This is a genomic window from Arthrobacter sp. NPDC093139 (assembly GCF_044754165.1).
Classification (GTDB): Bacteria; Actinomycetota; Actinomycetes; order Actinomycetales; family Micrococcaceae; genus Arthrobacter.
In genome coordinates, this window is sequence record NZ_JBIVOO010000001.1 from 132,243 (window position 1) to 159,156 (window position 26,914).

The following is a 26,914-nucleotide window of genomic DNA, read 5'->3' on the forward strand; positions in this document are numbered from 1 at the left end:
CGCAAGGCCGCGAAATGCCGCGCAAACCAGGGGTGAGTCGGGCCGAAGACAAGGCAGACCATGGCTGCGAACGGGCCGCGTTCTCTGTGGCAACTCACTCGTTGGAACGATGCCTTTGGTCAGCTGACTGGCACCCGGACGACGACGTTTCCCGCTTTTCGTCCTGCATCCACATAGCGGTGGGCTTCAACGATGTTGGAGAGGTCGTAGGTTCTGTCGATGACGGGTTGGTATCCGCCCGCTTCCGCCAGGGTGACGAGGAACGACAGGTGCTCGGCGGTGGGTTTGGCGGCCTTGGCCGTGATGAGCTTTCCGCTCCTCCGGGTCCTGACCGGGCCGAGCAGAGCTCCTTTGAGGTCAGAAACTACCAGCAGCAGCGCCCCGCCGGGTTTGATCAGCTTGTTGACCCGTTCGAAGGGAGCGTTGCCGACGCAGTCCATGATGACGCTGTACGTCCTGGCGTCGGCGGCGAAGTCCTGCGTGGTGTAGTCGATTACGTTGTCTGCGCCCAACGACAGGACCAGATCCTTGTGCTTGCTACTGCATACGCCGGTGACCTCGGCCCCGAGGTGTTTGGCGAGCTGCACTGCTGCGGTGCCGACGGCGCCGGACGCGCCGTTGACCAGGACTGCGTCACCGGGCTTGAGGGATGCCTGCCGCAGGAAACCAAGGGCGGGGAGCCCGCCGAAAACCAAGGTCACCGCCTCCTCGAAGCCCATATTGCGCGGCTTTGCGGTGATCGGACCGTCGTGGGGAACTGCCACGTACTCGGCATGCCCGCCGAACCTGGCTCCCAGCCACGTAATCACCTCGTCGCCGGGCGCGAAGGCGGTGACGCATGGACCCACTGCCCCGATGACGCCGGCGGCGTCCATGCCCAGGATGTGTTTTCGCGGCCTGAACACTCCAAGGGCAAGGGCGGTGGGGATCAGCAGGCCGCGGGGAACGTCGCGTGTCCGGGCGCGATGGTCTGCGGCGCTGACGGTGCTCGCATGAACTCTCACAAGCACTTGCCCAGCTGCCGGTGATGGTTTGGCGGCCTCTTCAAGGCCGACAACCTCAGCAGGGCCGTACTGCCGATACACTGCGGCCCTCACCGTGACAACCCCTGGCTGGTTGTCGCGGTGGTGCCCGATCGGCGGGAGGCGCGTGCCGGGAGCCGGCGGCGGTGGATGACGTATTCGGCGACGGCCAGGTTGATAATCCAGGCGGCCCCCATGAGGAGAGCACGGAGGGTGACATCGGGGGGTCCGGACACGAGTTCCGGGACGATGAGGATCAGGGCCTGGGTGCCGGCTGCGACTCCTATCGCGTAGGCGCGTGTCATCCAGGCGCCGTGCCGGGCGAAGTCCCGATGCCTGAGGGCCAGGATCCCCAGGACGATGCTGGCCGTCATTGAGGTGCCGAAAACCAGCCTCAGGATGAGAAGGAAGAGCCCGTCGCTGGGTGGCAGCGCGTAGAAAAGCGCCATCCACAACCCCGTTAGGGCGGTGAGCAGCCCGGCGGGTATCAGGAGGCGGCCGGCCGCCCGGTGCCAGGAGCGTCTGCCCCGGCGAAGCGACGGAGCAAACTGAAAAGCTCCCAAGAGGGAATAGACAGTCACGCTCAGGACATGGGCCACCACCGGGATGGGTGAGTCGAAAAACCTCTCGTTCCGCGGCGTGATCTCGGCGCCGCCGGCCAGCTCGCCGAGGCGGGCTCCTCCCGCGATCAGGGGGATGAGGGCGAGGAAGATCAGGGCCGCAGGCACAATCCAGCGGTTGAGCGTCTGGGGCCGCGGACCGGGAACATGGGGCGCTTTGCTGGTGGTTTTCACGGGCGATCCTCATTCGGTAGGAAGCCCGCTAGGGCTGCTGGTTGCTTGCTCGCTGGCTCAACGTATCGCCATCGAATGACCGCCACAATAGCCCTAAGTCCGTGCCCCAGAAGCCTCTGCCTGCCGGTAACCGCGGACCCAGTCGACAAGGAACCTTTTTGGATAAGGGGAGGGGGGCCCGCCTTCGAACTCGTAGACATTGAGCATGAGCTGCATCGGGTACTTGGGGGACTGCTCGACTTTGGCAACGAATTGATCGTCGAAGTAGAAGTTGACGCAGTCCGGGGTCCAGTCAGCACTGTAGGTGTGGAAGTCGGTTACATCGGCAGCTAGCTGGATTTTCAGGAACTCATCGTGCAGGAGTGGGTCGCCGAACGGATGTATTCCGAGTCCGGTTGTTGCAGTGTTAGGGCCAATGTCGGAGCCGAAAATTTCGAAGATGCATATTTCGGCCGATTGTTCCGGGGCGTCTTCAAAGCCGATCATCCACAGGGCCACCATGCAGGAGGGGTCGGCGATGGCAGCAACGCGGGCTTCAATAAGTCCGTAGTGCGGGGTGTACAGGCGCTGCTCTTTCTGGGCCTCGGAGACCCTAAGCCCCTTTGTGAACTTGTGCTGGCCGATGGTGCTCCCCAGCGGCCCAGAGAAGACCCCGGTTTGAAGGTTGGAAACGCGAAGACCACCATTGTGTTCGGGGGACCAGGGAGGCTGGTCCTCTTCGATCATCAGGGCCAGCATTCCGGAATCCAGGTGATACCTGGCGCGTGCTAGTTCTGAATTGCTCCATTGCGGGAGGTAGCTCGGAATCCATTTGGTGCTGTCCAGATCGGGTCCCTCAAAAGTGTCACTGAACTCCAGAACATACTGGCTGCGGTCCAGTTGCTGGCCTGTGACGTTTCCATTGCTGGCCATGCGCTCACTGTCCTTGCTCACCTGCGCCCTCCTTTAGAGGCTGCGTGAAATCCATCCCACTTTACGTGGGCATGCCCAGGCCTGTTCCAGCCAGCGGTGAAAGACGGAAACCTCGGCCTCGAGGAGGTGCCGCTTTCCCTCGACGAGGGAGTCACCGGCCTGGGTCCTGTGGGGTGAGCGGGCTTGTAGACCGCAGGGCGGAGACGACGTCGAGGATCCCCTGAGTGGTCGCGGCCGCGTCCTCTTGGTCGGTGATTAATGACGCATGGGTGGATCCGTTGATGACACGGTGCAGGCTGTTGGTCGAGATTGAGGCGAGGGCTTCCTGCAATGCGGCCCAGCCGGGCTGGCTCCCACTGCCTGCTGTCAGGACGAGCAGCGGCTTGTCACTGAAGCTCCTTAGAGCGGCAGCCTGCTGCGCCGAGGAGCCGGCTCGGATGTACTCGTCAACGGTGCTCCGGAGGTGGCTGGGTGCCACGCCTAGCAACCGGCCGAGGCCAAGTCGTGCTGCGCCGGCTACCAGTGCGGAGACACGGTTCATCGTGTCCTCAGAGTCCGAACCTGGTGCTGATTCCGGGTCCGATGCCGGTGCAGTCGAGTCCACCAAAACCAATCCGGCTGCATCCTGGGGATAGCGGGCAGCGAAAGTGAGTGCGTAGAGACCGCCGAACGAATGCCCCGCCAGCACGTACGGTCCCGGAACGTTTCCGCGCTGCAGCAATGTGTGGAGATCGGTCGCGATCTGCGCGCCGTCCTGGGGCGCGTTCTGAGTGTTCGCCGGATCGCTCCACCCACGTCCTGCCCGGTCATAGACGCACACCCGGGTGTCACGGGCAACGGCCGGTGCGATCAAAGCGAGGTCAGAGGACATGAGGCCGGCGCCCGGTTCGATTACGACGGTAGGGCTGCCTGAGCCGGTGCAGTTCAGGTACAGGCGGTGTCCGCCTACGTCGATCAACTGGCCCTGCTCTGGGGAGGCCACTGGGTTCGCCGCTTCGCGCACTGTTTCGAAGCCGCTACCAAGCGAAGACAGAACCAGCATCGCGATCACTAGGTAAAGCAGCACGTGACCGCTCCGACTGCGAAGCTGCCGATGAGCCCTGACGACCATCCATATCGCTAACATCAGCAAGACGGGGGGCCATACCCAGGTGAGCGCCTCCTGCATTGGGGAGCCGAACGCCACCAGAAGGACGCCGCCCAGGCCCATGAAAAGAGCCGGAGCAACGGCCCACCTCTGCGGTTGATCCGTGAACCTCACCGACAGCACCGCAACCATGGCCCATCCCAGCGCAAGCCCCAGCAGGATGGCGCCGGTCACGCCGCTCTCAGTAGCCGGAATGTACGGGGCGCCGGCCAGCAGAAGTGCAGAGAGGACCCCTGCAACCAACGAGCCGGCCACTATCCAGCCGAGGTGTCCATTCTGCGAAGGATCAGGGCCGGGCTGACGGTCCTGGCCCTTGGACGTGGGCCTCGTGGGAGCGGTGGCCGTCATTTCATGTTCCGGCGGAAAGATTGTCATGCGCCCATGCTGTCATTCACCGGCAATGGAAAGGCGCGGTAAAAATGCCCTGTATGGAAAGGATTCTGCCCACCTGGTGCCATTACTGATTACAGTGGGCCTATGCACCGAGTCGTCGCGCTGGCACTGCCGGACGTGGTCGCTTTCGACCTTGCCATTCCGGCGCAGGTTTTCGGCCACGAGGATGAACGGGGACGGTACTCCTTCACGGTTTGCACAGCCCAGCCCGGCCTGGTGCCGACGACCTCCGGGTATTCCATCCAAGCCCTCGATGGTTTGGACGCCCTCCTGTCCGCGGACACAGTCGTGGTGCCCGGCTACGCCCCGCTCCACGATCCACCCGCCGAGGTCTGCGAGGCCCTGCGTCAGGCAGCAGCCAGCGGAACCCGCGTGGTGTCGGTATGCACGGGCGCCTTCGCCCTCGCTGCCGCCGGTCTCCTGGACGGCAAGCGGGCAACCACCCACTGGAGAAACGCCGAACGCCTTCAAACCCTGTACCCGGGCGTCGACGTCGACGCAGACGTCCTATACATAGACCAAGGCAGCGTCAGCACCAGCGCCGGGGTCGCGGCAGGCATAGACCTATGTCTGCACCTGGTCCGCAAGGACTACGGAACCGAAGCGGCTAACAGCATTGCACGACGGATGGTAGTGGCCCCCCACAGGGAAGGAGGCCAAGTCCAGTTCATGGAACGAGCGGTCGCTGCCCCCTTGGCGATCTTCGCCGACACCTGCGCCTGGGCGAGGCAGAACCTCGCTGAACCGCTCACAGTGAACGATATGGCCGCCCATGCCGGCTGGGCATCCAGGAGCTTCATCCGGAAATTTACGGCCGAAGCAGGAATGACACCTTTGAGATGGCTAAACGATCAACGCGTAGACGAAGCGTGCAGGCTCCTGGAAACCACCGACCTGACGGTGCAGGCAGTTGCCACCAGGACTGGTCTGGGCACAACAGCAAATTTCCGGCTCCACTTCACCCGGAAACTTAGCACCACACCCTCAAGCTACCGCCGCCTCTACCAAGGCAGGAACCGGAAAGCTGCCCCAGCCTAGACCCCTCCCACCGTGGTCGACTCTTAAAGAGAATGCGCTCTCCTGCCTTACTCGGGTGTGTCCATCGTTCTACCTGCGGCCACCGTCCGCAGGTAGGGTCTGTTCGTGCCCCAAACGGCTTCCATTGCTCTCGGTGCTGCCGCCGCGGCCGAATGCCGGTTCAGAGAAAAACCGCGGCACGACGCTGTCAGGATGTGTGGCTTCCGGCCCGCCGGCCGCGCGGCCTGCCTGTCCGCCAGCCGGGGACGGCGGCGTCCAGGGCGTCGGTCTTCTGGGGATCGAGGTCCCCGCGGCGGGCCTTGTACCGCTGGGTGTGCAGCCAGACGCCCAGGTCGTGCTCTTCGCCGGTGATGAATGCTTTGTGCCGTGGCCAGTCATTGCCCGCTGCCCTATAGGCGACTAGGGCCGTAAGCCGCACCTGCCATCTTTCCTCGTCGGCTTCGGCACGGGGCTTGCCTTCCCAGCCCGGAAGGACTGCCAGGCCCTCCCTGAAGGCCGGCGGCAGTGTCCCGGCCCGCGCATCCTCACGCCGCCGCTGAAGCCATGAGGCCAAGGTGCGTTCGGAAGTGCTCTCTGCGTTCGTGGACGGGTAGCGTCCCGTCTCCTGAACCATGGCCACCAGCTGCTGCATTCGCTCCAGGCCTTGGGCAGTGACCATGGTTTTCCTGACTGCAGCCGCTTCGTGCGCGGGGCGCAGTCCTGGATCCGCAGCGGCGGCAATACGAAGGTGATACCGGACCGTCGAGGCAGGGGCTCTAACGAGCTCGGCGATCCGTGCCTGGGTGAGGCCGCCCCGGTACATCAGCACCCACTCCTGATTCGGAGCCGCATCGCGCCTTGTCTTCGCCACGGGAACCATCCTGCCATCAGTGGTGACCGGAGGAGCGCCCCCGCCGCATCGAGTAGCATTGCCCCCAATTGGCCAGCAACGGAAGGAAGTCTTGTCATGCAGCAGTATGTCGTCCTGCAAGTGATCCTCAAAGAGAAACTGTGGGGAACTGGTTCGGGCAACCTGACCTCCTTGGAGAAAGCCATCAACGATCAGGCCGCGAAGGGCTACCGACTTCACACGATAACCACCGCGAGCAGTGGGAGTAAGGGAATGATCGGCGGCGGCGACCGCATCCAGGCAACGCTGGTGTTCGAGAGCCTCGGATAATTGCACATCGCGAAACGAGCTGCGGCGTTTGCATGGCCCGCGCTCCGGCGAGACAGTTCGCTGTCGTAAGGTGCCCAGTAAACGATCCTCAACTGGACGCAATGCCCAATGACTTCCGTCGTGCAAGAATCGCCGCATGGATGAGGATGAGCGGCAGACCAGGCAAGAATTGATGATCCTCTATGCCCTGGTACAGGCGATGGATCGGCGTAACGAGGTCTTCCAGACGATCGAGGATTCAGAGGGCCGGGACGAAGCAATCCGTCGGCTGGGTCAGCTGTTGGGTGTGGGAGAGCTGGGCAGCCGGGCAGTCCTCGACCTGCAGGCTAGAAGATTCACCCGAGACCAGCGTCAGGCTCTCGCATCCCGTGCAGAAGAACTTAGATCAAAGTTGCCTGATGGTCGCTGAGGACTTCGTGTTCTCCGTCGATTACTGGTTCCCCGTGAGGGCTCAGTGTTGCCAAGCCCGTACTACTTGTACGTCAACCTTCCGCATGCTTTAGGTGAATTAGCGGCGGCACCGGCTGCCAGTAGTTGGGGGAGAAATGACCAGAACAGGAACATCGGATTCCGCCGCCGGCGTCGGTGGCTGCCCGTACATTCTCCTACGACGTCTACGCAGGCTGAGGCTGTTCCCTGACTGGACGAAAGTAGCGTCGAGGTTTGGGCGCCCTCGTCCGGGGCATGAAACGCGGCACCCTTATGAGGCGGTGCACCGTGCTTGCGTCGCCATTTACTCCAGTCACATGGGGCAGTAGGCTCACTCGCAATGCAGTAGCCGCTAGCATCCTAGGGAAACGACATGACCATTTTCTGGCCGGCTCTATTGGGTGGCGTGCTTAGCCTGGCAATAGGAATTGGGATATTAGTCAAAAGGAGCGGCATAGCCAGAACCAATGCTGATGCCCAGCGTGCCGGCTTTGGTAAGTATGGTGAGCAGACTGCCCGTAATTCTACTCCAGGCCGAGTGGCCTCCGTTGGGGTTGTGGCAGTCCTTATGGGTCTAGGTTTGATTGTTGCTTCATTCCTGAATCTCAATTGGTAAGGAGATACGTCGATGACACCTTTCCAGATTGCAGCACTTGTCCTGGGTATTGTCTTTATTCTTTTGGGCGCGACGGTACTTTCATTCCGTTCAGCAGCCGCGGCCGTGATTCAGAAGCGGTACGACACCACGGCCCAACGTTACGAAGCCGCCGGCCGCACACCACCGACTATCACCAGCACGCCCCCGGGTTCCAAGTTTGTTGTCTTCATCGGTGTTGCCATCCTTTGCCTTGGAGTGCTGGCCATCGTGCTTAGCCTGACCGTTGGTTGACCCTTGCCATGATGCTGGTGGCGCCGACAGTCCCGTTGCCGGATAGGATGGCGGGCACATGCTGACTCTTCCCCCGGCGGCCCAAAGCAGTTGCCTAGGTGGTGTGACATGTACTTGTCGAACCTGTTGATAATGGTGAGCGTCCTTCTGGGCTCGATAACCATGGTCTACCTGATGAAAAACCCGGCGCCCAAGGGCGAGCCATATAGCAGCAAACAAAAACTCATGATGATTCCATTCTTTCTGTCTGTTTGTTGCTTCCTCGCTGCGACCTTTCTGTTGTATATCAGACCTTGAGAGATGGCCCATCCACAGCACTCGGAGCACCGCTCAGGCCAGCCCTCGCGCCTATTGACAAGAGCACAACCCAAGAATGCACTTAGCCCATGGCATCTATAGACACTGACGCCAGGCTCCGGATCCCTGTCGCTCTGGTAGTCATCGCCCTCGCCATAGCTTCGCTTTTTTTGATCTGGCGCCCGGAGATCGAGCTTTGGTTCAGGATCAGCGGGAGCCTGCTGTGCGCCATCCTGCTTCTCTGGGCCGCCATGATCCTGGGCGGAAAGACCAAATCCGGCAGGCTGCTCCTAACCCGACGACGTTGGAAGTATTTCATCGTCCTCAGCGTCGTTGTGGCCGTGGCCATCACGATCGCGGTCATCGCCATCCTCGCAGCACAGCCGGATCAAGACTCCCCGCTGGTGCAACCGTTGGTCCAAATGCTCCTGGCTTTGTTTGTTGCTCATCTGCACGAACCGGAAGGCCCTCCTCTATTCAAGGCACCAGATCTAAGCGACCGTGACGCCAGAGCCTGGAAGAGAACCGCCATTGTCCTAGCAATTATTGGAATCAGTCTCGGGTGCATCGCCGGTATCGCCGGAGCGGCCGGTAACATCTTCGCGCTGCCACTCCTGCTGCCGATTGCAGTTATGCTCCTGGCCATAGCCGCCGCCCTTTGGACGATACTCAGGGCGAGAAATCGGCGGAGGGCGAACCCGTAGTCAACCCATGGCATTGCCTAGGATGGTCCCTCCAGACGCAACCTGGCCCTTGTAGGGGGCCGTCTTGGCCCGATGAAAGAGCAGAAACAATTCGACGAAGGGTGTGCGACTGACCGTCTCACCTAATTTGTCCATTGAGGGTTCCGGCTACACTTCTTCAGTTCCTGTTGCAGATGGAGGCGGACTTGTTGGGTTTCTTGTGGTTCAGCGGTTTATGGTGGCCACCTCTGCCGCTGTTGGCCGGAATCGTTCTGCTCTTGACCGGATCGCGGGGATGGGGCGGATCACTGCTCGCTTTGGGAGTCCTTGGCACGGCGGGCCAGATCTATTACATGATGCGAAAGCTGGAGCGTACGCAGGCTGGTCCCGCCTTCGACGCCCAGGTGGTTGTGCATCTCCCTCTATCGTCCGAGTTCGGAACAGAAGCGGAGCGAACGGCCTATCAGCGCCGGGCTGACAGTCTTGAACAGCGAGTGAGCGCGCAGAATGCCGGCGTGTATGACGGTGATGGCGTTGGTGAAGCAAGCTTCGACTTGTACTTCATGGGCGACGATGATGAACGGCTTGTAAGAATCCTCCGGGCGGGCGTAAAAGCCGAGGGTGTTAAAGCCAGGATTGAAGTCATGGACTAAAGGCTTCACAGCTCACGACCTGCTCGTTCCTGGCCACTGGCGGACCTCCTGATTCGTTGAGGGTTCGGCTTGCGCCGCATTGCAGGGCCGTTCGCGGTGCTTGGTCGCTCGGGGCGTGGGCTGCTACAACTGGCCTATGGCATGGCTAGACAAATGGTTCGATGAAGAGGACTGGCCGAAGGACCCGTGTCTGGATGCTTTTCGAGATGGGGTGTGGGAACTGTCGCTGAACGGCGAAGCTATGGGATGGGTTACCACCGGTGTCATGCCTATGCGGTCGTTCCCCGTCTTCTGGTTGAAGCAGGAGCGGATGTGGACGCAAGTGCACTGGCTCGATGGGAAGCACGAATACCTAGAAGAGGACTACGGTCCCGACTGGCCCGCTGCGGAGGAACTGCGGGGCGGGTACTTTGTCACCTCCCATCCTCAAACCCACCTCGACTTCAGGCTCGACGCAACAGCCGTTACCGGCCCCGACCGTGATCGGCTCTGGGTGGAGTTGGAACATGGCGTGGAACCGTACAACCGGAATACGTAGCTTTCCCTGCGAAAAGCCTAGGCCGGTACGGAAAGTGTCGCGTTGAGGGTTCGTCCTTCGTACGGCCACTGGCTAATTTCCTTTCACGCCCAGTAGATGTTCGTCCACCCAACTGGATTAGGCTCTCAGCATGATGGCTCAGGGACAGCTTGACGGAGATCCACCCCGCACGCCCGAAGAGGCGAAATTCCTTAGCGGAATCGCCCGCGGAATTTCCGCGTGGTCCATTCCCGACGTCCAGCTCGGCTCGTTCACGGTGCTCGCCCGCATGAAACCCATAGTCGTAACTCTCAACGTTCCCGGAATCGACGTCCCGCGCGGCACCTGTACGCTTCAGATCGGCTACTGGAACGAAGGCCCCTACGGCCGAGCTCTGGAAGGTGAATGGGGCGATTCTCATGTCCTTGACAACCACGTGTACGACGGCGACGGACTCACTGTAATCGGCCTGGTCGAGGCGCCGGAAACGTACGGTACGTTCGCTGCCGCCTGGCTACTTCGCCAACTTCAGCGGCCGGTGGAACGCCTTGATTGGCTGCGCGATGAGCAGATTAAAGAATCAGCGTGGCGTCTCGCAGACTCAGGGAAAACAATTGCACGGATGGGCTGGTCGGTACGTCTTCCAAGCAAGGCACCTAGCCGAATCCAGAGAGTTCGTTGACTCAAGGAGTTACGTCGTCTGCGGCTGGCCTCAAACCCGATGAGGGTTCCCCAAACTGACCCGCCTAGAAGCCCCGGCCAACTGGTAGCCATTCTTTTGCGAGGCCCCCAGGGACAGGAAATCTGCAGGAGTCCACTGGCGCCCGGTCTCTGGAAACCCGTCACGGCGGCGGCTTCGAAAGCTCAAATGGAGCCGCTAATACAGAATTAGGAAATCTGGTTTGCAGCGGCAGCGCTGCATTGGTTACGGCTCGTCGAGCCGGTAGTCCTTCAGGGGAAAGTCTACGGGGCCGGTAGGCGGGCCAGCGGTGAGCAGGCGCAGCTCCAGGAAGTCTTCGATTGGGCTCGGGCCGGGGGTGACGGTATCGTCCTCGGTCATGCAGATCTCGTCGGCCACGGGGGTTCCTTGCCTGCTGTAGGACTGCTTGTGTCCTTTCACAGTAGTGGCAGTTCCTGCGGGTTTGGCTGGACGTGGCTGCGCCCGCGGCAGCGTCATCGCGGCCTGCGGAGATGTTCCTATAGACAAGTCCTTATCCGCAGCGCACCGTTGGATCTACAAGTACTGCGGGGTTCTTTGTTCATGGGATGGTCACGGTGACTGATGCTGATGCTGAAACGGCGGATCGCTGGGCCACGGCCGCGGGTGTCGCTGAGGGGATCACTGACTACGGAATCAGCCGGGCTCTTCGCACATATTTCCTTTTCCACTTTCCCGTGGGCGTCCTTCTTCTTACCGGGATCGGTTTCCTCATTTCACTCCTCATTTTCGGAAATTTCCGGGAAGAATGGCCTACCCATCTGCTCATGGGCCTTCTCCTCGCTTCGCTAGGCACAGGGGTCGCCGGTTTCATTTATGCGCGCAAAAGGGTTAAACCCCAAGTTCGTCCGCAACGGACCGCAGCAGTGAGCTGGCTGAACAAGCAGGAACAAAAGACCGTCAGTAGGCAGATCAGCGGGCGGATAACCCCCGTGCAGGAGCAGTTGACAGTTACTCGGGGAGCCGCTGTTCAGGCCCGTCAGTCCCTTGCGCTTTTCCTGCTGATAGGTCCGAGTTATCTGCTTTTGCTCGCAGCGCAGATCCTGAACTCACGGGCCAGCGGTGCCCTCATTGTCGTCTTCATTCTGTGTCTCGGGCTATTTCTCGCCGGATATGTCGCCGTCGTCTGGCAGTTTCGTCAGGCGGGGCGGTTCCTGGAGAACACCTCCTCTTTCGTGAGTTCGGAGAGTGATTAGGAACGCCGCAAGTCGCTGCGTCCGGCGTCAGCCTTGCGGCGGCCGGAGTGATGTTCCTGTAGACAAGTTGGGGTCCACGAGAAGTTCAGTAAGGCCGGGGTAGGACGGGCTTTTCAACCATCACTAAGGGCATCGTTTGATTAGCAGATCCATGCTTGATGCGGAAGCAGCCAGCTCCACGGTCCCTTTGTCTGTACTCAACTCAATTACTCTTCCACGTGGAAAAATACCCCATGGCGCTTTCGTCGGCTGGCTGACCACGTCGAGTTCTGTATAGGTGACCAATGGACCTGCTAGAGAACCTGTAATTCCTGTCTTTGCTTGGAATAGAAGTCTCCCGGGTTCGGCTTTCGCGTATCCAGTGGCCCACTTACGTCTAAGCGGTGATCCCCTTTCTCGATGAGTGCACTCGAAAACTCCGTGTTCTGCATCCAGTGCCATCCGTTTTCTTCTTATCGGCGCTATAAGCAGTCCGAGGAGCAAGACCATGACAACAAAAATGAGAGCGACGATGGCGACAGCTGGCCAGAACCCCATGGGGTCCTGCAAGGTCTGAAACACCGCTGTGAGGACCGGTATCAGGACAAGGACATCGAGATTCAGGTCCTGAGCCTTTTCGGGCCAGCTTCGAGGTACAGGATTTATGCCTTGGTCCTCCATCAACGCCTACTTCCTCTCCGCCGCGCAGCGTTATAGCCCCTTTGGGCATCCTCAACCGGACGTTCTCCATCACCATGGCGCGTAAGGAAGGTAGATGTCGGGTTCGCCCGTTGCTCTTCCATGAGCTCTGTAGAAGCGCGGGCCGGATCGACAGCCAAAGACGGTCGTCTCCACTCGCCGTCTCCCTTCTGTTTCGCTGAAGGTGACGAGCCGACCCAAAGAAATGGCTTCGGCGTACTCGAGGATGGTATCGAGCCGCTCATCTGGTGCACCCTTCTTCGGCGGATGTAGATCGAAGTATCGGGTGCCGAAGGCGATCTGGATGTCGCCGCCGTCTGCTTCCCAACCAACATCGAGGATGCTGGCCCCTTCGGATTTCGGTCTCCACTCGAGGAGAACGTCCTGCGGATACATCGGGTCTGGCCGCTGCGTCATTGATACATGGGGAGGAAGGACGCTCGACAGTGCGGCAATGAGAGTGGGAAGTTCGATCACGCTCGTACCTGCTCAAGACAACTTTCAGTCGGCGCTTTCATGCGATCACTTTATCCTCGTCCCAAAGCTGGTACGCGGAGGGATCCCTTTAGGACCCTCCGATTGCCCGGTCAGGGTTCGTGGAACGGGGCGGTGACCGGGCAGGATAATGCCATGGAAAACGTCCGAGATCTGGTCCGCCCAAGCAAGTCAGATTGGATCGGCTTGCCCAGGCGACGTTCCGCGTTCCGGCCCGCTTTGGCGGCATGGCTGACCGGCTTGGTCACCATTGCTCTCGCCTTCGTGGTTGATCGGGGATGGGAGGAACCGGCGCTCTCCTGGGAGGAATCGCTCGTCCCGATCAATGTCGTCGGTGCTGTTGCGGCGGCTGGAGCGGCACTGTTTGCACTACTGGGGTGGGCATTGGGTAGGGCGAGTGCCTTCGGACTGGTCATTCTTCTGACAGTTTGCGCGGGACTGCATAGCGCTCTAGGGGCTGCGTCTGCTCCCGTCTGGGCAGTTGGGGCCGTGGGGGCGTTTGTGTTGGCTGTGGCTGAGGCCAGGTCCTCGTCCCGGCAGCTGAGAGCAATCAGGCAGCTCGCGGAACGACTGAAAGACGGCTCGACGGTGCAGGTGGGACCGAACGCGCTCTCGGCCGAACGCCGTGCCCTGATCCAGGGACGCTGGGTCACCGCGGGACTGGCCGGCTTGTCGGTTGTGCTGTGGGGCTGGTTCGCGGTTCAGTGGTCCATCGCGGTAAACCAGGTCCCGCCATCGGATGGAGGTTCCTTCGAACCCATCGTCGCTGAGTTTGCCGGTCCGGCGACGGCGCTGACAGTGATTGCGGGGGGCAAGAACCTTTGGCGGTGGTGGGCGCACTGGCAGGCACGCCAAACGGTTTGGACGGTGCCCTGTGCCGGGGGACCGGTCTGGGCGCCGGGCCTGGATCCGTCGTATGGCAACGGCATCGACCCGGAAGAAGGCGATGCGCCTGGTTGCTTCTGCCGCTCGGAAGCTCAACGCCGCGACATTGACGGCGAGGAGGAGGAATGGAGCGCCGACAGCATCCCGGCCAGTGACTACTGCCCGGTGCACGGGATTGATGCTGTCAATTCCCTGGACCACGATACGTTTCGCTCCCTTGCCCGCGCTGCCTGGTTATGGGACAAGAGCTCCATGCTGCCTTCCCGAGAGACCGAGCCTCCCGAGGCCCGTACGGGGCTTCTCGCCTTCGCCGGGCACGCATTCGGCGGGATCCCAGTCCAGAGGACCGGTAACGTGATGGAAGCAGCAAGTCCAAGCGTCGATCCGGCCCAAGAATTGGAAACCGCGGACGCAGGGGTGCCACAGTGGGCCGAACCCGAGTTCTTACCTCCCCACGAGCACGGAGTCTTCGACGTCGTGGACCTCACACCCGCCGGTCTGCCGGGAATAGCAACGCGATACCGCCACGGGCGGGCATGGCACACACCATGATCTTGCCGTCACTCGGTCCCCGAAAACGTTCCCGTAGAGGTTACGCTTTGAAATCGTGTCCTCAAGGTCTTCTTGGGGAATCCCCCGGTTTGGGCAGGATCTTCAATAACGAATTGAGAGAAAATCTAGTCCACGATCACGAGATCGGTCAGCGCCGCATGAGGGTGAATGTATGAGTTGACCTCCAACCCGTTGACCAGTCCGTCTTCATGCCAGAGTTCTATGGAGAGGGCGCCGGTACCTTCGAGGACGGCAAAGCCAAGCGGGCATTCAGTACCCTCCGGAAGGCGCGGAACATCTCCCGTAACCTCAATCTCGAAGCACTCTCCGCAACCCTCCATGGGTTTACTTGTGCAGCAAGTGAACTGAGACTCCAACACGGATGCGAGATTCCCGGCATGCTCAACAATTTGCTGAAGGATGGCCTGCTGCGGATTGGACAGTCGTTCCATGCGATCAGCCTAGGGGGCCGCTCTGCTTTGGTACCAATGAACAATGCCTGCCCAACGGGCGATCCCCATCGTGCCTTCAGCACCCAGGTGTCGCGCTGAGGGTTCCTTTTGTCAGAGGGGCCAGCGGGCTACTGTGAGTGCAGTCGAGTGACCGTTTCATCCCCTGGGGGGCACACGGAGCACTCCCCACGAGACGTTGGAGGACGCATGCCGAGACGACCACAACACTGGTTCCCAGGCTTGATTGCTGGTCAAGGAGTCATTCGTCCAAGCGGCGGGGCTTGCACCCTCAATTACGCCGAGGTGTACCCCTTTGGTCTAATGGCCCAGATCAGTGTGAGATTTCGCGGCCCGTTGTCCCTGGACATGCAACGGGAACTGAGCAAACAGTCGGGCTCCTACCTATGGAACAAGCCGGACCTTGGACCGCAGCTGACCTTGGAACAAGAGGAGTCCACGGCATCCCTGGCCGAGGTCGTAACGCACGAAGGTCACCACTCGTTTTGGACCATTACGTTTTGGTTCGACAAAGAGATCACCGGATCCGCCTTATCCATGGCTTTCCGGTGGCCGGAACAGGGTATTGAGTGCGTTTTCCCGATTGCGGGCGAAGACATCGACAGAGCATTGGAAGAGGCCACAGAACTATGGAGCCCGGATCCCGAAGGATACTTCTCCCAGTGATCACCAAGCTTCTTGGTTCGCCCTAAATCGCTTCCTTGAGGGTTCCCCATGGGACGAACGGCCCAGCAGATTAGGACATGGGGAGTTCTGCGCATCCGATTGAGGTACCCAAGGTTAAGGTTCGTCACGGTGCTCGCGTTCGCTACTGAAGAAGAACATGGCCACGGATCCTAAGCCAAGCAGCGCCAGGATGACCAGGATCCAGTTCGACTGAGTAAAAACGAAGTAGATTCCAGCAATCAACATGCAGATAAACGACAAGCCCCAGAAGAAGGCAAGAGTTCTGGCTCTTTCGCGGTAGGTCCAGATCTGGCCTTTTTTCGGAAACATAAGATCTCCAATTCATAAGGTGACGCTGTACGGCGAGACTAGGCTTGCAGTTGATTCACATCAAGAGTCAAGAGCGCTGGCTGCGGCCGCCGGCACTCTGAAAGCGAGCAGTCGCGACGACGAAGGAAACACCACGTCGGAACCGTCCCGTTCCGCGTTACGTCTAAGAACTGAACTAGGATGTCCCAGCGTTAGATTTGAATAATGCCTGCGCTCATCCGAAGACCGTCGACGGTTTTTGTATAGATCGATTCGGGCATCATGGCTTGCTCAGTCCCGAGCCACATGAGTACCCGGTCTCGGTGTTCGCAGGCTATTCCGGTCGCGCCGTTCGCGAATAGTGCCCAGCCGAGGACTTGGTTGCCATCGACGTTGATACTGTGTGCGGTGCCTTGCGTAAGGCTAATGGATTTCAAGGTGTCGGCGAGACCTGAGAATAACCGCCTCGTGGCAAACTCGGTCATCTCGGTGGCGAGGGCTGTGATGAGGAATGCGGCGTGATAGGGGCCGGGTCGATCGGGCTTAAAGGTTGCCAGGCACTCGGGGGCGTCGGCTCCGGCTCCGGGCCCTGACGCGATGGAGAACCGTACGATGACCGTTTCTCCGGTTGTACCTCGTCTTACGGGTGTGGATACCCTGCCAGGCTCGTTTTTCTGTGTATCTGTTCGGGCTCCATAGGGGCCAAAGGCTTCGAGTTCCGCCCTCATGCGGTCACGGAGCGAGGAGTGGTTTGGAGCGGGGTCCCTGCGCTCGTACATTTCTCCACCCATGACGCAATTCTCCAACCGCCACCGCGCTACGGCTATCCCTCCGCGTCCCCCCGGCTACGGCTCTCAGGTGAATCAGCGCTGGACTAAGCCACACTGTCCCGTTCTGGCTTCCGCAATCGGCTGCCGGAGACCCTGAACTGACGCTGGGGCGTCTCAGGCACCCAACAAAACGTACGGTGTCGGTGTGCGGCTGTAGCGAGTCGAGCTTGTAGCGAGAAATGAGTACCTCAAGTAGAACCATAGATTCTCGGTGTGAAGACCCATAGGCTTTGGGCATGTTAGGACGCTTGATTTCGAACTCGCCATCCTGGTTGCTTCTTGTCCTCATGGCGGTTTCTGGGATAACGGGCTGGTCCCTACTGTCAGGTTTCCTGCATGGCGAGGGCCCAATCAACCTAGTCTTGCTCTGGCTGACGTTTGTTCTGGCGCTCCTAGCCTTCACGCTTTTCGGCATCTTTGTCCGGATCTGGCACGAAAGGTATCGGCGCGAGACTGGCCGGCGCAACTGACTTAGCCGCGGTGGACGTCGGCCTCACGTCCCTGTTGATGGTGCTTGCTGTTGCAGTCATCGTGGCTGGATTATCTGCCGTCCTAGGGTGACTGCACTTACGCCCTTCCATACGTTCAACGTTCCGTCCTGCTTGCTTAGCACCGAGTGTGAGGTCAGCCGGCACATCCGGGCATCAGCGCAGGGGAGAACCCCCGCATTAGGGGGTTCCTCGGCTGGATCCTGGTGCGAGACGGGCGATTGAGTCCTACAAAGTGTCGGCGTCGGTCTGCGAAACTGTCACCGTGACCATCGATATGAGAGCCATGCTCGGACGCGTCGTTCCAGACGTCTTCCATGAGCATTTTGTGACGGCGGATGTGAACTCCGATCACGAAATCTGGCCCTACAACTCACTCGTGAATAGCCGCATGAGCGAGGGACGCTCAGTCATCATCGGAGCCGACGGCGGAGCATTCATGGTCGCCTACGTTCCCGAGCTGGACGTGCAGACAATGGTCTTCGATGAAGAGGACGATGAGGAGGACGCCGAAGAATATCGAGAAAAAGCATTACGGGAGCTCTGTCTCGCGATGCTCGTGTACCTCGAGGGAGGAGGCAGAATCAGTGAGCGGCGAAGCTTGCTGGGGCGCGGCGTCGTCCGCAAGCTCATCATCGAAGCGGATGGAACGAGGTGGCGCCTCGGTCGAAACTCCTGGGGCAGACGCTAGCTGCAGCAGCGAAGCGCTGGCGGAGTGAATCGTCTCATCTTCCTTCGACGGCGTCGATCGCCCCTCCGCCGGCGCAAGGGATTGGTAGTAGCTTCCGGCGCACCAACCAGCGTTTAGTGAGGAATCCTTCAACGGGGTCATAACCATGAGGCATTGAGGATTCGGCTACGTTCGACAATCATCCGCGGGGTCCACTTCAAGCCGTCCAGCCGGGGCCAAAACGGCTTGACACAGTCGCTGGCCATAGCGCTCGAGTGATTTCGCCTAAATTGGGCTAGTCCATCAGGATCGTTCCGGTTGCCGTTCCACTTGTCACTCGTCGCGGAAGGCGTAGAGTCCTCTCAAGGAACGCCAACATGGTTGATTGCCTATGGGGGCATGCAGCAATGAAGAGGACTTGGAGCCGGAAGTTGAGTCGTCCGGGTTTCTGGGGACCCTATGCATTCCAGCTAATAGCAACAGCCCAGCTTTGGGTTGCCACTCAAGTTGCCCTCGATCCCCAATCCTCCTTCCGGGATCATCTGTGGCCATGGTCAGTGATCTTTGCCTTTGGGGTCACTTTTCTTGCCCCGCTCCTCGGGCGGCTTGTCGTCAAAGACGATGTCGCCGTCGAGGACGATGCCCGGCTCAGCGACGAGCAGATGGCGGCATTTGAGCTGGCGCTGCGCACGGGCGTGCTTCCCGTCGCCAGTCTTTTTGCCGACTGGGGTCCCGCACTAAACAAGAGGCGACGAGATCTGAAGTCTGGCCGCTGGCTGATTCCGATCTTGATGGTCGGAATTGTCGGCCTAAGCATCTATGACTCATTCGTTGACCCGGACGGTGCATGGTTTTACGGGATCAGTGCGCTTTTCTATGCAGTCATTGCCGTCAAGGTGAAGCCAGCACACGACAGAGACTGCGACAGGTCCAGGCGCTCGAGTATCAGCTCGACGCCCGCCGCGGCGGTCTTCCCAGTCACGGCTAATCAACGCCCCGTGATTGCCTCCGCTAATCCTGTGGCTGAACATTGGCAAGCGAACCCGGCTGCTCGATCGAACCGATATTGCGAAAACGACACGTCAATCCGAATGAAGGGACGAGTCCCAGGACTTTGGACTGCCCGCGTAAGGAGGATTCTCGGGCACCTAAACGCTCCGACGTTCTGGGTTCCGGAAGGCAAACATGGACTAGACCTATCGAACTGTGCCGTGAATGGTTCCCCTTAAGCCGGCAGCCATCCGATGGAACCGGTAACCGCGTTTCGTCTGATGCGCGCGACCGGGCAGGGCGCTAGAGGCCGTCCTCGGCCACGATTGCGTTCCGGAAGAACCGCTGAGTGACGGCATCTGCGTAGATTCCGACGGGAAGCCATCGGACATCCCACTCCATAAGTAGGGACAGTAGGCGCGGGTCAGCGGTGCCTTGATAGGCATCGCTGGTGCCTCGACTGCTGCGCCTCCGGGAGATCATGACGTCCCACCCGTCATGTTCCGAGGGCTGAACAGCGATGTAGCGGCCAGCCTGCTCTCCACTGATTATGAGCCCGACGCGGTGTTCAGACCACGTGCTCGATTCCGACTCCGGCGCCCTGGGTTCAGGAACGGCGAGTTTCATGGACCTTCGCCAGCTAACGGGTACTTTCGATCGAGAAGGTCGCTGCAGTCGATCGGGCGCGGGCGAGTACCCAAGGCTGGATGAGGATGAGTCCCCATCGCCCGAAAGCAGCCCGAATGCCGCTTCTACGAATGCCAGCAGTATCTGGCCGATGCGAATGTGGGCCGGAGCTGACCGCCGACCGGAACGGTGCCCGTGTTTTCCTGCCATGCTTTTCCTTGCCGCCGTGATGATGGTGCCATGGGCAGCTAACCATGTCCGAGTCAGTTTGGCTTGCTCCGATACCTGAGAGAACCCGAGTTACAGAAATTGTGCCCGTTGTGGTCCCAGGCTGGGATCACCAGGACCTAACCTCGCCCAGGGCGGAACATGAGGTACGCCAATCGGATGGTGTTCCCTGCAAGGGCAGCTGCAGCGACGCCCCAGAAAATCACGGCCTGTATCGCACTGCTTTCGGTGTAGGGATCAAGCCTTAAGGCCGAACGGAGAACGTCTGAGTTGTGCCCCGCCAGCCACAAAGAGGGCTCTATGGCCAACCAGCCTGCTGTTGCAGCGGCAACACTCCAGCCAAGAAGTTGGAGAACCGCGAGCCAACCATCTCGAAACAAATTCCTTCGGTCGGCTCGCTGCGCGGGCCCGTTCCGGTCCCGTCGGCGCCGATACGTTGGAGGGTCGTAACTACGGCCCTCTCCTGACGCTGCAGATTCAGGCCACTCCACAGGTGGCCCAACAAGCTGCTCTCGCAGCCGTTCCAGCGTTCGCGTGTTGTGCTCGCGGACGATTCCGGCGAGCCCGCCAGCGAGATCTGTAAAGGCGATTATCTGGGACACACGTGTATTGCCAGCCGGGTCTATCCACACCAACTGGCCCAACGGGGTTACGTCCAAAACACTGTCACGGGCGATCTTCCGGTCGCGGAGCACACCCTTTATGTGGACCTCAGCCGAAGTAAGACAGACACCGAGTCTCCAGTTTCGCCAGCTAAACCAGAGCACGACCAAACCGATGCAACTCCAGAAGACCAGCTCCTCGGACATTGTGCCGGATGGTGTCGAGAAGGGAACTAAGCCTTCGGAAATCACAACGCCAAGGGACACCAGAAAAAAGGAAAACATGGCAATGCGGGAGACAAACAGCTGATGAAAGCTGGCTTCATCGCCCATAAACGGGATTCCCTTCCGGCCGCCATGACCTACGATTATCGAGCCTGGCTGCAGCTCCGATGTTTCCAGTTTCAAAGGTTCAGTCGCGGAATACCAAACCAAACATGGACTAGACCTAGCGAAGTGTGCCGTGAAGCTAGGGCATCGCTAGCGTCACGGGTGACGTCCCTGGTCCCTTCCTCAAGCGGGGGACTCGTTTCGTTATCGGGTGCATCGAATCCAGCACTCAAAGTCATCGCTGAACCAACGACCTCTACGCATGCCATGCCGGTAGGCTTCGAACTATTAACCGCGCAAGGGAATGTCAGGGGAATTAATGACGCGATCGGCTGGGCCTGTGTTCCTTCTGCTGCACACCAGAATCCACCCCGACCTATTTGCGGGCCGGAGCACAAAATTTATCGGAGTGTTCAGTTCAGAAGAGAAGGCTGCAGACTCCTTGAGGAGGCACGCCACGCTTGAGGGCTTCACCGATGCCCCGGAGGGATTCGCGATTCATCGAATCGAGCTGGACAGCCCTTTGGCCAAACCAATCGAGATTTGGGAGTAACCGGTGACCCTTGTTTTCGGCCTGTATAGAGTCCAGGACGACGACCAGATCGAGTTGGGGAACCCTACTTGCTTCCTAGGTTTCTTCTCTAGTGAGGAACTCGCTCAAGAGGCCCTCGATGCCGTTCACCGGCAAGACCCGGATGCGGTGGGGGAATTGGAGATAAACGCCCAAGAGTTGGATTTTGAACAATGGAATGACGGCTTCGTGACTGAATATCCGGATTCCGACTAGATCCTCCGGGAAAGAGACGGTCTCGCACGAAGGAAGCCCCGCTCAAGGTTCCGCAAGAGGCACGTGGCATGCTGCTCGTTGCGCGAGGTCCGGCTTGGGCTGTCTCCCGTCTCGGGGACTTTCCGCGGTCTCGACCTAGGACAGAAGACTCTCTCGTTTCCCACGAAAATGAGACATGATGGCTGGTAGGCGCAGATCCACCGCAGGAGGGGGGTATGACGTGCAGCAGTTGGCGAACCTGTTGATGTTGGTTTCCCTTTTGGTGAGCGTGCCCTGTTTCGTCTACGGGTTTAGACATCCGCACCGCCAGGGCGAGCCATATAGCTTCAAGGAACATAAGCCCCTGTGGATCTGCCTCCTTCTAAGTGCTGGTTTCCTGGTCGCCGGACTCATTGCAAGTGTCGCGGGTCTTTGAGATGTCCCGTCCATCCATATTTATATGCGGACGTCGTGCGAAAGGCACGTGCAGAACCGCTGTTCGGAACGCTGCGCCATGCCAACCGGGACGCCCATTGACAAGCACAACAAACAACGGATGCACTTAGCCCATGGCATCTAAAGAGTCTGACACCAGGCTCCGGATCCCTCTCGCTCTGATAGTCATCGTCCTCGCCGTCGGCGGACTTTTCTTGACATGGCGCCCGGAGGTCGAGCTTTGGTTCAGGATCGGCGGGAGCCTGATGTGCGCCATCCTGCTTCTCTGGGCTGCCATGATTCTGATCGGCAAGACCAAATCCGGCGGACTGCTCCTATCCCGGCGACGCTGGAAACAATTTACGGTCCTCGGCGTGGTCGTGGCTGCAGCCATCACACTCGGGGTCATCGTCATCCTTGCAGCCGGGCCGGGGAGCCGCTCTCCGTTGCTGCCACCGTTGTACTCGATGCTCCTGGGTTTGACTGCTGCCTATCTGTACGAACCGGAAAGCCCTCCTCTGATCAGGGGGCCAGCCACGGACCGTGATGCCAGAGTCTGGAAGAGAAACGTGATTGTCCTAGGGACTGCTGGAATCGGTCTCGGGTGCATTGCCGTGATCGCTGCTGCGGCCGGTAACATCTTCGTCCGGATACTTGTGGAGGGGCCTGCAGTTGTGCTCCTGATCACCGCAGCCGTGATGGGCATGATGCTCAGGGCGAGAACTCGGCGGAGGACAAACCCATAGTCAGCACGGTGCCGCGCGCAGCCCATGATATTGAGGGATAGGACGAAGCCTAGGCAGCCTAGACCGTCTTCTCGACATCGAAATCCTCTCCATCCTTGCCTAGACCTGAAACGCGTCCCAATAGACGTTCGTGATAAGCGAGGGAAGAATCGTATCGCCAGATCGTCAGATTCATGCTGTTATGAAGTGCAAGCGATGTGCCCTTATTCGTGGATGACCCGTGGGAGCCAAAATGCCTGTGCAAGGAATCAAGAAGGATCTCCTTACCCTTGGCATCCTCACCGCAGTTGTTTGCTGTGTGGGCATCGCGGAGTTGATGTTCCGCAGCGGCGCGGTAACCGCTCTCATTCTTGTGGGCCTGGTGGCCGTCGGCTGGCTGATTGCCTTCTTGCTAAGGTCCCCGATGCGTAAGCCCGGCAATGAAATCCCCCGCCCAAGGGCTCTCACGATTCCCCGCCCTGTGGTTGAACGTACTCAAACGCGGTCGAGCCTGGTGAACGGACCTGTTGTCCTATTCGCTTATGTTGTCCTGCTCTGCTTGGCCGGCGTTGTGGTTTCTGGGGGCACGATGGCCACGGTTGTATTCGGAGCCTTCGCAATCATCGCTACCCTCGGGGGCGTTGTCTCCGCCATGTTCAGCCAGAAGACCAGAAGCCGCCAAGGTTGAGTGCCCGGTTTCTGGACTCAGTCCGATGATCGCCCAACTTCCTCGTTGAGGCAACTCCGGTTGAGGTTCCCCAAACTGACCGCTCCTAGAAGCCCCGGGCTCAGACACATTTGTCCCGCCGGCTTCTGGCCCGCTGCTTCTGGCCGATATGGCCGGTCAGTCCGTCGAAATGATGCGTCCGCTCATCACAAACCTGCCCCCGTCACTCGTATTGATCGTCGCAGGAATGACCGCCCGATCCTCCGCCCCAAGCCACATCAAAACGCGATCATGGTGATCAACCGCTATTCCTGTCGCCCCCTTCGCGAGCAGTGCCCAGCCGAGAACGGGATGACCGTCGACGCTCAGGTTATACGGGGTGCCCTGGACCAAGGTGATGGACCTGGCGGTGTCGGCAAAACCCGAAAGCAGCCGTGTTCTGGCGAACTCGGACAATTCATCGGCTAGAGCCGCAATGAGGAATGAGGCGTGATAGGGGCCGGGGTGGTCGGGCTTGAACGTCACCAGGCACTCGGATACCTCGGCGCCGGAACCTGGTCCTGATGCCATGACAAACTGGGTGATGACCGTCTGACCAGCCGCAGCCCGGGAGCGCAGGGGCGGACACACTGCTCGGCTCGATCCCCTCGGTGCCTGTACGCGCGGCATAGGGTCCGAAGGCTTCGAGCTCGGCCGACATCCGCCCCCGCAGGGAGAGATGGCCGGAGACATTGGCCTTGCGAACATACATAGATCCGCCCATGGCAGCTATTCTCCAACCGCCCCCGTACGACGGCTATCCCTCCGTGATTCCAATCGGGTTCTCAGGTGAGTAACCCTGGATAAGCCCAATCTGTCCCGGTCCAGGTTCATCAACCGGGCCACGTGCGAAATTTCTGTACACGTGCTGGTGTCTTGGGCAGCGGGGACTGAATAGACTTCATCGACTACTGAAAGCTGTACGGAGGGGGTGGAATGCCTGGTGTCTTTGCCTTTGGGCTGGCTGCCCTCATAATGGGCCTCGTTGCATGGGCCGTATCCAGGCCGCTCTCGAGATTCGCCGCCAGTAGTCATTCCTATCAGAAGCCAGACTCCGATAGGGAGTCCTTCCGGCGCCGCCAACTTGTGGCCATCCGCATTATTGGTTCTGTCCAGGCGCTGCTGGGAATCGGGTTCCTAATCTATGGGTTACTCGGAGGACGCTAGATGCGGATCTTTGGTGCGTTGATACTTTTCATAGTCGGAGTCGGATTCATCCTGATCCGAAACTGGTACGCGAGGTTCTTGTTTTCGTTTGTTCATTCATTTGCCCCCTTCAAAGATCGAGAGCGCACAATCCTGAAGTGGATAGCCGTTCTTGGGGTGATCTGGGGCGTGGTGTTAATATTTTTGGGCGTGCTGCTGGCTATGGACCTGATCTGGAAGGACTAGCGCCTTCAGGAATCTATTAGACAGCGGCGAAGGTCCGATGAGGGTTCCCGAAGGAAAATGGACTAGACCTAGCGACTTGTGCCGTGAAGGGTTCCCCCAAACGCAACCGCGCAACCCGACCCGCACGCCCCTGGGAAGCTAGAGGCGCGGACCTGCATGTCCGGCAGCGAGTAGCCATCTGCCACCTTCATGGACCCAGACCTGAGTCATGGGCATACGGTAGCGGCTCCTGCCGGCCATCGTTGATACGTCGTCTGTAACGATGCAGGTAAGAACGGCGGTGGCACCAAACATCGTGATACTGGGCTGTTCGAGAGTTTGACCATGCCAGGTGTTCTGGCCCTCTAGGTTGGATCGAAGGTAAGCACCGCGATCGAACTGGTCTCCCTTGTGTGAGATCCAGCAGAACTTCGGATGTAGTAAGCGACCCAAAGATTCACCGTCACGCCGCTTTAGGGCGTCGGCTCGTTCTAAGGCAGCATCTAGCACGTCCTGAGTGAGCATTCACCGAGTGTGTCAGTGATTGGCCGCTCTGGGAACTTCCAGCGGCCTACTGCCCCCCTCGCTACTCGCCATCACGGCGTTCCCATCGTCCCGCTTGTGGTTCCTTGACGGCAACGGCCGGGGCGGCGGGGGTGGCCCTATTCCGGGCGGATCAATAGTATGAGGCGTGGCCGCGCTAATTAGGGGCCCGTACGCGAACGCAGGTTTCGGCTGGCATCAGGGCTGATTGTAGAACTGGGCATTGCTCCCTCAAGCTGGGCTGATCTCCCCTTGGACGAGGGAACGCGCCGCGTCCTGAGCGACGGGCACCGCTTTCTGTACGAAGCAGGTCTGCTCGGAGAGGCTTCCGCGGCCGTTGCTAGATAGGCGCCCGGAGCGTTGCTTATACGGATCGGCGCGATTGTGATGGTGCGATTTGGCTCCGTTGGAATGGGAGACGAGGACTCATGGATGTCAACGTGAGAACGCCGGACGTCAACGAGCTCAATCAGATACTTCGCGTGCTGAAGCAGTGGCAGTACGACGACGGACCACTACATCTGCATCCGGGCGACTTGGGTTGGTACTCACTCCGTGGAGCTGCTGCCACTGCCGCTGCGACACGGGTGTGGTCGTATGGTGACACGGCTCTGGCGATCGCGCTCGTCGACGGCCCCCAGTTGTTGCGATTCGCGATGGACCCGGCGCGGCACCAGGACGAGTCTCTCGCCATTCGCATCGTCGCGGATGTCGGTGAGCCGGCGACTGGTGTCCTCGATGCAGGAAGCGCGACCATCGAGGCGCGCGGCGCGTGGGCTCTCTCCGAGCAACTCGCGAAGGAGGGGTGGTTGCCCGACGAGCCGTGGACACCGCTCCAGCGTAATCTGGCAGCGCCTGTCGAGGTTGCCGGTCTCCGGATCGAGACCATCGAACCAGATTGTACCGATGAGTGGGTGTCTGTTCACTGGTCGGCCTTTCGCGGAACGCCCATCCCGGACGGGCGGCTTCGCAACTTCGTAGATGGATGGCGGGCAGCCGCGGAGGGACCATTTCTTGACTCCGCGCGCATCCTGTCGCTCTACGACGACAGCCATGCCGTCGCCGTCGCCGCGGTATGGTCTGCTGGCGCCGGGCGTCCCGGTCTCATCGAGCCCATGGGGGTGCATCAAGAACACCGCGGTCGCGGGTACGGCACAATCATGACGCGTGCAGCCGCGGCGGCGCTTCGCGAGATGGGCTCATCAAGCGCCACAGTCTGCGCAGAGAGCTCTAACACTGGCGCCGTATCCACCTACCTGGCGGCCGGATTCTCCGCCCATCCCGAGGTTACCGACTGGCGTCGCGATCCTGACGCCTCGACGGTGGCCCCCAGGCAGCACTGGACCGTCACAAGCTGACCGGAACGGCATCGCCGAAGGAACGCCTGCCGAACACTTTGTCGGGCGAGATCAGCAAACGCCCCGCTTAGGAGTAGCGTCACCAAGAAGTCGCTGGCAGGAGCGCATAGATAACCATGGCTGTTCCCATTAGTACGAAAAGTGCTCCCCCGATGGCGTAGACGTACGGGCGGATTATGCGCTCTCCGCTCTTTCCCAGCTCACCCCAACGGCTGAAGTATCGTCCCGTCCATCGAGAGATGCTCTCGCGTTTCCAGATTGATATGGATCCAATTGCAACCAAGACAATGCCCATGAAAGCAGCGCTAGTCATGCCTTGAAACTCCATCGGGATCCGTTCGGT

32 protein-coding genes are annotated in these 26,914 nt (G+C 59.9%); 17 read left to right on the forward strand and 15 right to left on the reverse strand.

Annotation, left to right across the window (positions count from 1 at the left end):
- Positions 1–119: 119 nt before the first annotated feature.
- From ACIP90_RS00680 to ACIP90_RS00695, 4 genes are all read right to left on the reverse strand, one after another.
- Positions 120–1,097, reverse strand: a complete 978-nt coding sequence (locus tag ACIP90_RS00680; protein WP_400575851.1) for an NAD(P)-dependent alcohol dehydrogenase — start codon at positions 1,095–1,097, stop codon at positions 120–122.
- A complete protein-coding gene (locus ACIP90_RS00685; protein WP_400575853.1) occupies positions 1,094–1,816 on the reverse strand; it encodes a DUF2306 domain-containing protein in 723 nt (240 codons plus the stop codon). Before ACIP90_RS00685 ends, ACIP90_RS00680 begins: the two co-directional genes overlap by 4 nt.
- A gap of 93 nt (positions 1,817–1,909) precedes the next feature.
- On the reverse strand, positions 1,910–2,749 hold the full coding sequence (locus ACIP90_RS00690) for a glycoside hydrolase family 16 protein (RefSeq protein WP_400575855.1): 840 nt from the start codon (positions 2,747–2,749) through the stop codon (positions 1,910–1,912).
- Positions 2,750–2,879: 130 nt separating this feature from the next.
- A complete protein-coding gene (locus tag ACIP90_RS00695) occupies positions 2,880–4,250 on the reverse strand; it encodes an alpha/beta fold hydrolase (RefSeq protein WP_400575857.1) in 1,371 nt (456 codons plus the stop codon).
- 102 nt (positions 4,251–4,352) lie between these two features.
- Between ACIP90_RS00695 and ACIP90_RS00700 the strand changes: the two genes are divergently transcribed.
- The gene (locus ACIP90_RS00700) at positions 4,353–5,306 is read left to right on the forward strand and encodes a GlxA family transcriptional regulator (RefSeq protein ID WP_400575859.1); all 954 of its coding nucleotides are present in this window, start codon (positions 4,353–4,355) and stop codon (positions 5,304–5,306) included.
- Between the two features lie 187 nt (positions 5,307–5,493).
- On the opposite strand, the gene ACIP90_RS00705 is transcribed toward ACIP90_RS00700, so the two are convergent.
- Entirely contained in the window at positions 5,494–6,156 is a 663-nt protein-coding gene (locus ACIP90_RS00705; protein ID WP_400575860.1) for a helicase associated domain-containing protein, read from the reverse strand.
- Positions 6,157–6,252: 96 nt separating this feature from the next.
- Here ACIP90_RS00705 and ACIP90_RS00710 point away from each other — a divergent pair, with 96 nt between their 5' ends.
- From ACIP90_RS00710 to ACIP90_RS00740, 7 genes are all read left to right on the forward strand, one after another.
- Entirely contained in the window at positions 6,253–6,465 is a 213-nt protein-coding gene (locus tag ACIP90_RS00710) for a DUF4177 domain-containing protein (RefSeq protein ID WP_215052111.1), read from the forward strand.
- A gap of 136 nt (positions 6,466–6,601) precedes the next feature.
- A complete protein-coding gene (locus tag ACIP90_RS00715; RefSeq protein WP_400575861.1) occupies positions 6,602–6,874 on the forward strand; it encodes a DNA gyrase subunit A in 273 nt (90 codons plus the stop codon).
- A gap of 648 nt (positions 6,875–7,522) precedes the next feature.
- Complete coding sequence (locus tag ACIP90_RS00720; protein WP_400575863.1) at positions 7,523–7,783, forward strand: hypothetical protein; 261 nt, start codon at positions 7,523–7,525, stop codon at positions 7,781–7,783.
- A gap of 386 nt (positions 7,784–8,169) precedes the next feature.
- Positions 8,170–8,784 carry a hypothetical protein gene (locus ACIP90_RS00725; protein WP_400575865.1) on the forward strand — a complete coding sequence of 205 codons (615 nt, stop codon included), beginning with the start codon at positions 8,170–8,172 and terminating at the stop codon, positions 8,782–8,784.
- A gap of 167 nt (positions 8,785–8,951) precedes the next feature.
- Positions 8,952–9,416 (forward strand): hypothetical protein, encoded by a 465-nt coding sequence (locus ACIP90_RS00730; protein WP_400575867.1) that lies wholly within the window; start codon positions 8,952–8,954, stop codon positions 9,414–9,416.
- A 136-nt stretch (positions 9,417–9,552) separates the two neighbouring features.
- Positions 9,553–9,954, forward strand: coding sequence for a hypothetical protein (locus ACIP90_RS00735; RefSeq protein ID WP_400575869.1), 402 nt, complete (start codon positions 9,553–9,555; stop codon positions 9,952–9,954).
- Between the two features lie 130 nt (positions 9,955–10,084).
- Positions 10,085–10,615: a hypothetical protein gene (locus ACIP90_RS00740; protein WP_400575871.1), complete on the forward strand. Its 531-nt coding sequence runs from the start codon at positions 10,085–10,087 to the stop codon at positions 10,613–10,615.
- 243 nt (positions 10,616–10,858) lie between these two features.
- Here ACIP90_RS00740 and ACIP90_RS00745 read toward each other — a convergent pair whose 3' ends face one another.
- Positions 10,859–11,011: a hypothetical protein gene (locus ACIP90_RS00745; protein ID WP_400575873.1), complete on the reverse strand. Its 153-nt coding sequence runs from the start codon at positions 11,009–11,011 to the stop codon at positions 10,859–10,861.
- 197 nt (positions 11,012–11,208) lie between these two features.
- Here ACIP90_RS00745 and ACIP90_RS00750 point away from each other — a divergent pair, with 197 nt between their 5' ends.
- Positions 11,209–11,847 carry a hypothetical protein gene (locus ACIP90_RS00750; protein WP_400575875.1) on the forward strand — a complete coding sequence of 213 codons (639 nt, stop codon included), beginning with the start codon at positions 11,209–11,211 and terminating at the stop codon, positions 11,845–11,847.
- A 123-nt stretch (positions 11,848–11,970) separates the two neighbouring features.
- Here ACIP90_RS00750 and ACIP90_RS00755 read toward each other — a convergent pair whose 3' ends face one another.
- Together ACIP90_RS00755 and ACIP90_RS00760 are read right to left on the reverse strand one after the other, a co-directional pair.
- Positions 11,971–12,510: a hypothetical protein gene (locus tag ACIP90_RS00755; protein WP_400575877.1), complete on the reverse strand. Its 540-nt coding sequence runs from the start codon at positions 12,508–12,510 to the stop codon at positions 11,971–11,973.
- Positions 12,511–12,576: 66 nt separating this feature from the next.
- Entirely contained in the window at positions 12,577–13,002 is a 426-nt protein-coding gene (locus ACIP90_RS00760) for a hypothetical protein (protein WP_400575879.1), read from the reverse strand.
- A gap of 528 nt (positions 13,003–13,530) precedes the next feature.
- Between ACIP90_RS00760 and ACIP90_RS00765 the strand changes: the two genes are divergently transcribed.
- Positions 13,531–14,457 carry a hypothetical protein gene (locus ACIP90_RS00765; protein ID WP_400575881.1) on the forward strand — a complete coding sequence of 309 codons (927 nt, stop codon included), beginning with the start codon at positions 13,531–13,533 and terminating at the stop codon, positions 14,455–14,457.
- A gap of 125 nt (positions 14,458–14,582) precedes the next feature.
- Here the strand turns inward: ACIP90_RS00765 and ACIP90_RS00770 are convergent, their stop codons facing one another.
- Entirely contained in the window at positions 14,583–14,909 is a 327-nt protein-coding gene (locus tag ACIP90_RS00770; protein WP_400575883.1) for a hypothetical protein, read from the reverse strand.
- Between the two features lie 321 nt (positions 14,910–15,230).
- Between ACIP90_RS00770 and ACIP90_RS00775 the strand changes: the two genes are divergently transcribed.
- Entirely contained in the window at positions 15,231–15,593 is a 363-nt protein-coding gene (locus tag ACIP90_RS00775) for a hypothetical protein (RefSeq protein ID WP_400575884.1), read from the forward strand.
- A 114-nt stretch (positions 15,594–15,707) separates the two neighbouring features.
- On the opposite strand, the gene ACIP90_RS00780 is transcribed toward ACIP90_RS00775, so the two are convergent.
- Both ACIP90_RS00780 and ACIP90_RS00785 read right to left on the reverse strand, forming a co-directional pair.
- Positions 15,708–15,923 (reverse strand): hypothetical protein, encoded by a 216-nt coding sequence (locus ACIP90_RS00780; protein WP_400575886.1) that lies wholly within the window; start codon positions 15,921–15,923, stop codon positions 15,708–15,710.
- Positions 15,924–16,114: 191 nt separating this feature from the next.
- Positions 16,115–16,693 (reverse strand): hypothetical protein, encoded by a 579-nt coding sequence (locus ACIP90_RS00785; protein ID WP_400575888.1) that lies wholly within the window; start codon positions 16,691–16,693, stop codon positions 16,115–16,117.
- Positions 16,694–17,485: 792 nt separating this feature from the next.
- Here ACIP90_RS00785 and ACIP90_RS00790 point away from each other — a divergent pair.
- Together ACIP90_RS00790 and ACIP90_RS00795 are read left to right on the forward strand one after the other, a co-directional pair.
- Complete coding sequence (locus ACIP90_RS00790; protein ID WP_400575890.1) at positions 17,486–17,911, forward strand: hypothetical protein; 426 nt, start codon at positions 17,486–17,488, stop codon at positions 17,909–17,911.
- Between the two features lie 536 nt (positions 17,912–18,447).
- Positions 18,448–19,119 carry a hypothetical protein gene (locus ACIP90_RS00795; RefSeq protein WP_400575892.1) on the forward strand — a complete coding sequence of 224 codons (672 nt, stop codon included), beginning with the start codon at positions 18,448–18,450 and terminating at the stop codon, positions 19,117–19,119.
- A gap of 64 nt (positions 19,120–19,183) precedes the next feature.
- Here ACIP90_RS00795 and ACIP90_RS00800 read toward each other — a convergent pair whose 3' ends face one another.
- Positions 19,184–19,507: a hypothetical protein gene (locus tag ACIP90_RS00800; protein WP_400575894.1), complete on the reverse strand. Its 324-nt coding sequence runs from the start codon at positions 19,505–19,507 to the stop codon at positions 19,184–19,186.
- A 347-nt stretch (positions 19,508–19,854) separates the two neighbouring features.
- The gene (locus ACIP90_RS00805; RefSeq protein ID WP_400575896.1) at positions 19,855–20,670 is read right to left on the reverse strand and encodes a hypothetical protein; all 816 of its coding nucleotides are present in this window, start codon (positions 20,668–20,670) and stop codon (positions 19,855–19,857) included.
- Between the two features lie 553 nt (positions 20,671–21,223).
- Between ACIP90_RS00805 and ACIP90_RS00810 the strand changes: the two genes are divergently transcribed.
- The 3 genes from ACIP90_RS00810 to ACIP90_RS00820 all read left to right on the forward strand — a co-directional run bounded on the left by ACIP90_RS00810 (position 21,224) and on the right by ACIP90_RS00820 (position 23,281).
- The gene (locus ACIP90_RS00810; RefSeq protein ID WP_400575898.1) at positions 21,224–21,454 is read left to right on the forward strand and encodes a hypothetical protein; all 231 of its coding nucleotides are present in this window, start codon (positions 21,224–21,226) and stop codon (positions 21,452–21,454) included.
- A gap of 548 nt (positions 21,455–22,002) precedes the next feature.
- Entirely contained in the window at positions 22,003–22,614 is a 612-nt protein-coding gene (locus ACIP90_RS00815; protein ID WP_400575900.1) for a hypothetical protein, read from the forward strand.
- Between the two features lie 220 nt (positions 22,615–22,834).
- On the forward strand, positions 22,835–23,281 hold the full coding sequence (locus tag ACIP90_RS00820) for a hypothetical protein (RefSeq protein ID WP_400575901.1): 447 nt from the start codon (positions 22,835–22,837) through the stop codon (positions 23,279–23,281).
- Between the two features lie 156 nt (positions 23,282–23,437).
- Here the strand turns inward: ACIP90_RS00820 and ACIP90_RS00825 are convergent, their stop codons facing one another.
- Both ACIP90_RS00825 and ACIP90_RS00830 read right to left on the reverse strand, forming a co-directional pair.
- Positions 23,438–23,830, reverse strand: coding sequence for a hypothetical protein (locus ACIP90_RS00825; RefSeq protein WP_400575903.1), 393 nt, complete (start codon positions 23,828–23,830; stop codon positions 23,438–23,440).
- A 999-nt stretch (positions 23,831–24,829) separates the two neighbouring features.
- Positions 24,830–25,195, reverse strand: coding sequence for a nuclear transport factor 2 family protein (locus ACIP90_RS00830; protein ID WP_400575905.1), 366 nt, complete (start codon positions 25,193–25,195; stop codon positions 24,830–24,832).
- A gap of 446 nt (positions 25,196–25,641) precedes the next feature.
- Between ACIP90_RS00830 and ACIP90_RS00835 the strand changes: the two genes are divergently transcribed.
- On the forward strand, positions 25,642–26,571 hold the full coding sequence (locus ACIP90_RS00835) for a GNAT family N-acetyltransferase (protein ID WP_400575906.1): 930 nt from the start codon (positions 25,642–25,644) through the stop codon (positions 26,569–26,571).
- Positions 26,572–26,914: the final 343 nt, after the last annotated feature.

Coding starts and splice junctions, on each gene's coding strand:
- ACIP90_RS00700 (WP_400575859.1), top strand. CDS start 4,353: ATGCACCGAGTCGTCGCGCTGGCACTGCCGGACGTGGTCGCTTTCGAC.
- ACIP90_RS00695 (WP_400575857.1), bottom strand. CDS start 4,250: ATGACAATCTTTCCGCCGGAACATGAAATGACGGCCACCGCTCCCACG.
- ACIP90_RS00735 (WP_400575869.1), top strand. CDS start 9,553: ATGGCATGGCTAGACAAATGGTTCGATGAAGAGGACTGGCCGAAGGAC.
- ACIP90_RS00710 (WP_215052111.1), top strand. CDS start 6,253: ATGCAGCAGTATGTCGTCCTGCAAGTGATCCTCAAAGAGAAACTGTGG.
- ACIP90_RS00715 (WP_400575861.1), top strand. CDS start 6,602: ATGGATGAGGATGAGCGGCAGACCAGGCAAGAATTGATGATCCTCTAT.
- ACIP90_RS00830 (WP_400575905.1), bottom strand. CDS start 25,195: ATGCTCACTCAGGACGTGCTAGATGCTGCCTTAGAACGAGCCGACGCC.
- ACIP90_RS00805 (WP_400575896.1), bottom strand. CDS start 20,670: ATGGGCGATGAAGCCAGCTTTCATCAGCTGTTTGTCTCCCGCATTGCC.
- ACIP90_RS00740 (WP_400575871.1), top strand. CDS start 10,085: ATGATGGCTCAGGGACAGCTTGACGGAGATCCACCCCGCACGCCCGAA.
- ACIP90_RS00720 (WP_400575863.1), top strand. CDS start 7,523: ATGACACCTTTCCAGATTGCAGCACTTGTCCTGGGTATTGTCTTTATT.
- ACIP90_RS00775 (WP_400575884.1), top strand. CDS start 15,231: ATGGCCCAGATCAGTGTGAGATTTCGCGGCCCGTTGTCCCTGGACATG.
- ACIP90_RS00835 (WP_400575906.1), top strand. CDS start 25,642: ATGGATGTCAACGTGAGAACGCCGGACGTCAACGAGCTCAATCAGATA.
- ACIP90_RS00770 (WP_400575883.1), bottom strand. CDS start 14,909: ATGGAACGACTGTCCAATCCGCAGCAGGCCATCCTTCAGCAAATTGTT.
- ACIP90_RS00800 (WP_400575894.1), bottom strand. CDS start 19,507: ATGAAACTCGCCGTTCCTGAACCCAGGGCGCCGGAGTCGGAATCGAGC.
- ACIP90_RS00725 (WP_400575865.1), top strand. CDS start 8,170: ATGGCATCTATAGACACTGACGCCAGGCTCCGGATCCCTGTCGCTCTG.
- ACIP90_RS00825 (WP_400575903.1), bottom strand. CDS start 23,830: ATGGCATCAGGACCAGGTTCCGGCGCCGAGGTATCCGAGTGCCTGGTG.
- ACIP90_RS00785 (WP_400575888.1), bottom strand. CDS start 16,693: ATGGGTGGAGAAATGTACGAGCGCAGGGACCCCGCTCCAAACCACTCC.
- ACIP90_RS00780 (WP_400575886.1), bottom strand. CDS start 15,923: ATGTTTCCGAAAAAAGGCCAGATCTGGACCTACCGCGAAAGAGCCAGA.
- ACIP90_RS00815 (WP_400575900.1), top strand. CDS start 22,003: ATGGCATCTAAAGAGTCTGACACCAGGCTCCGGATCCCTCTCGCTCTG.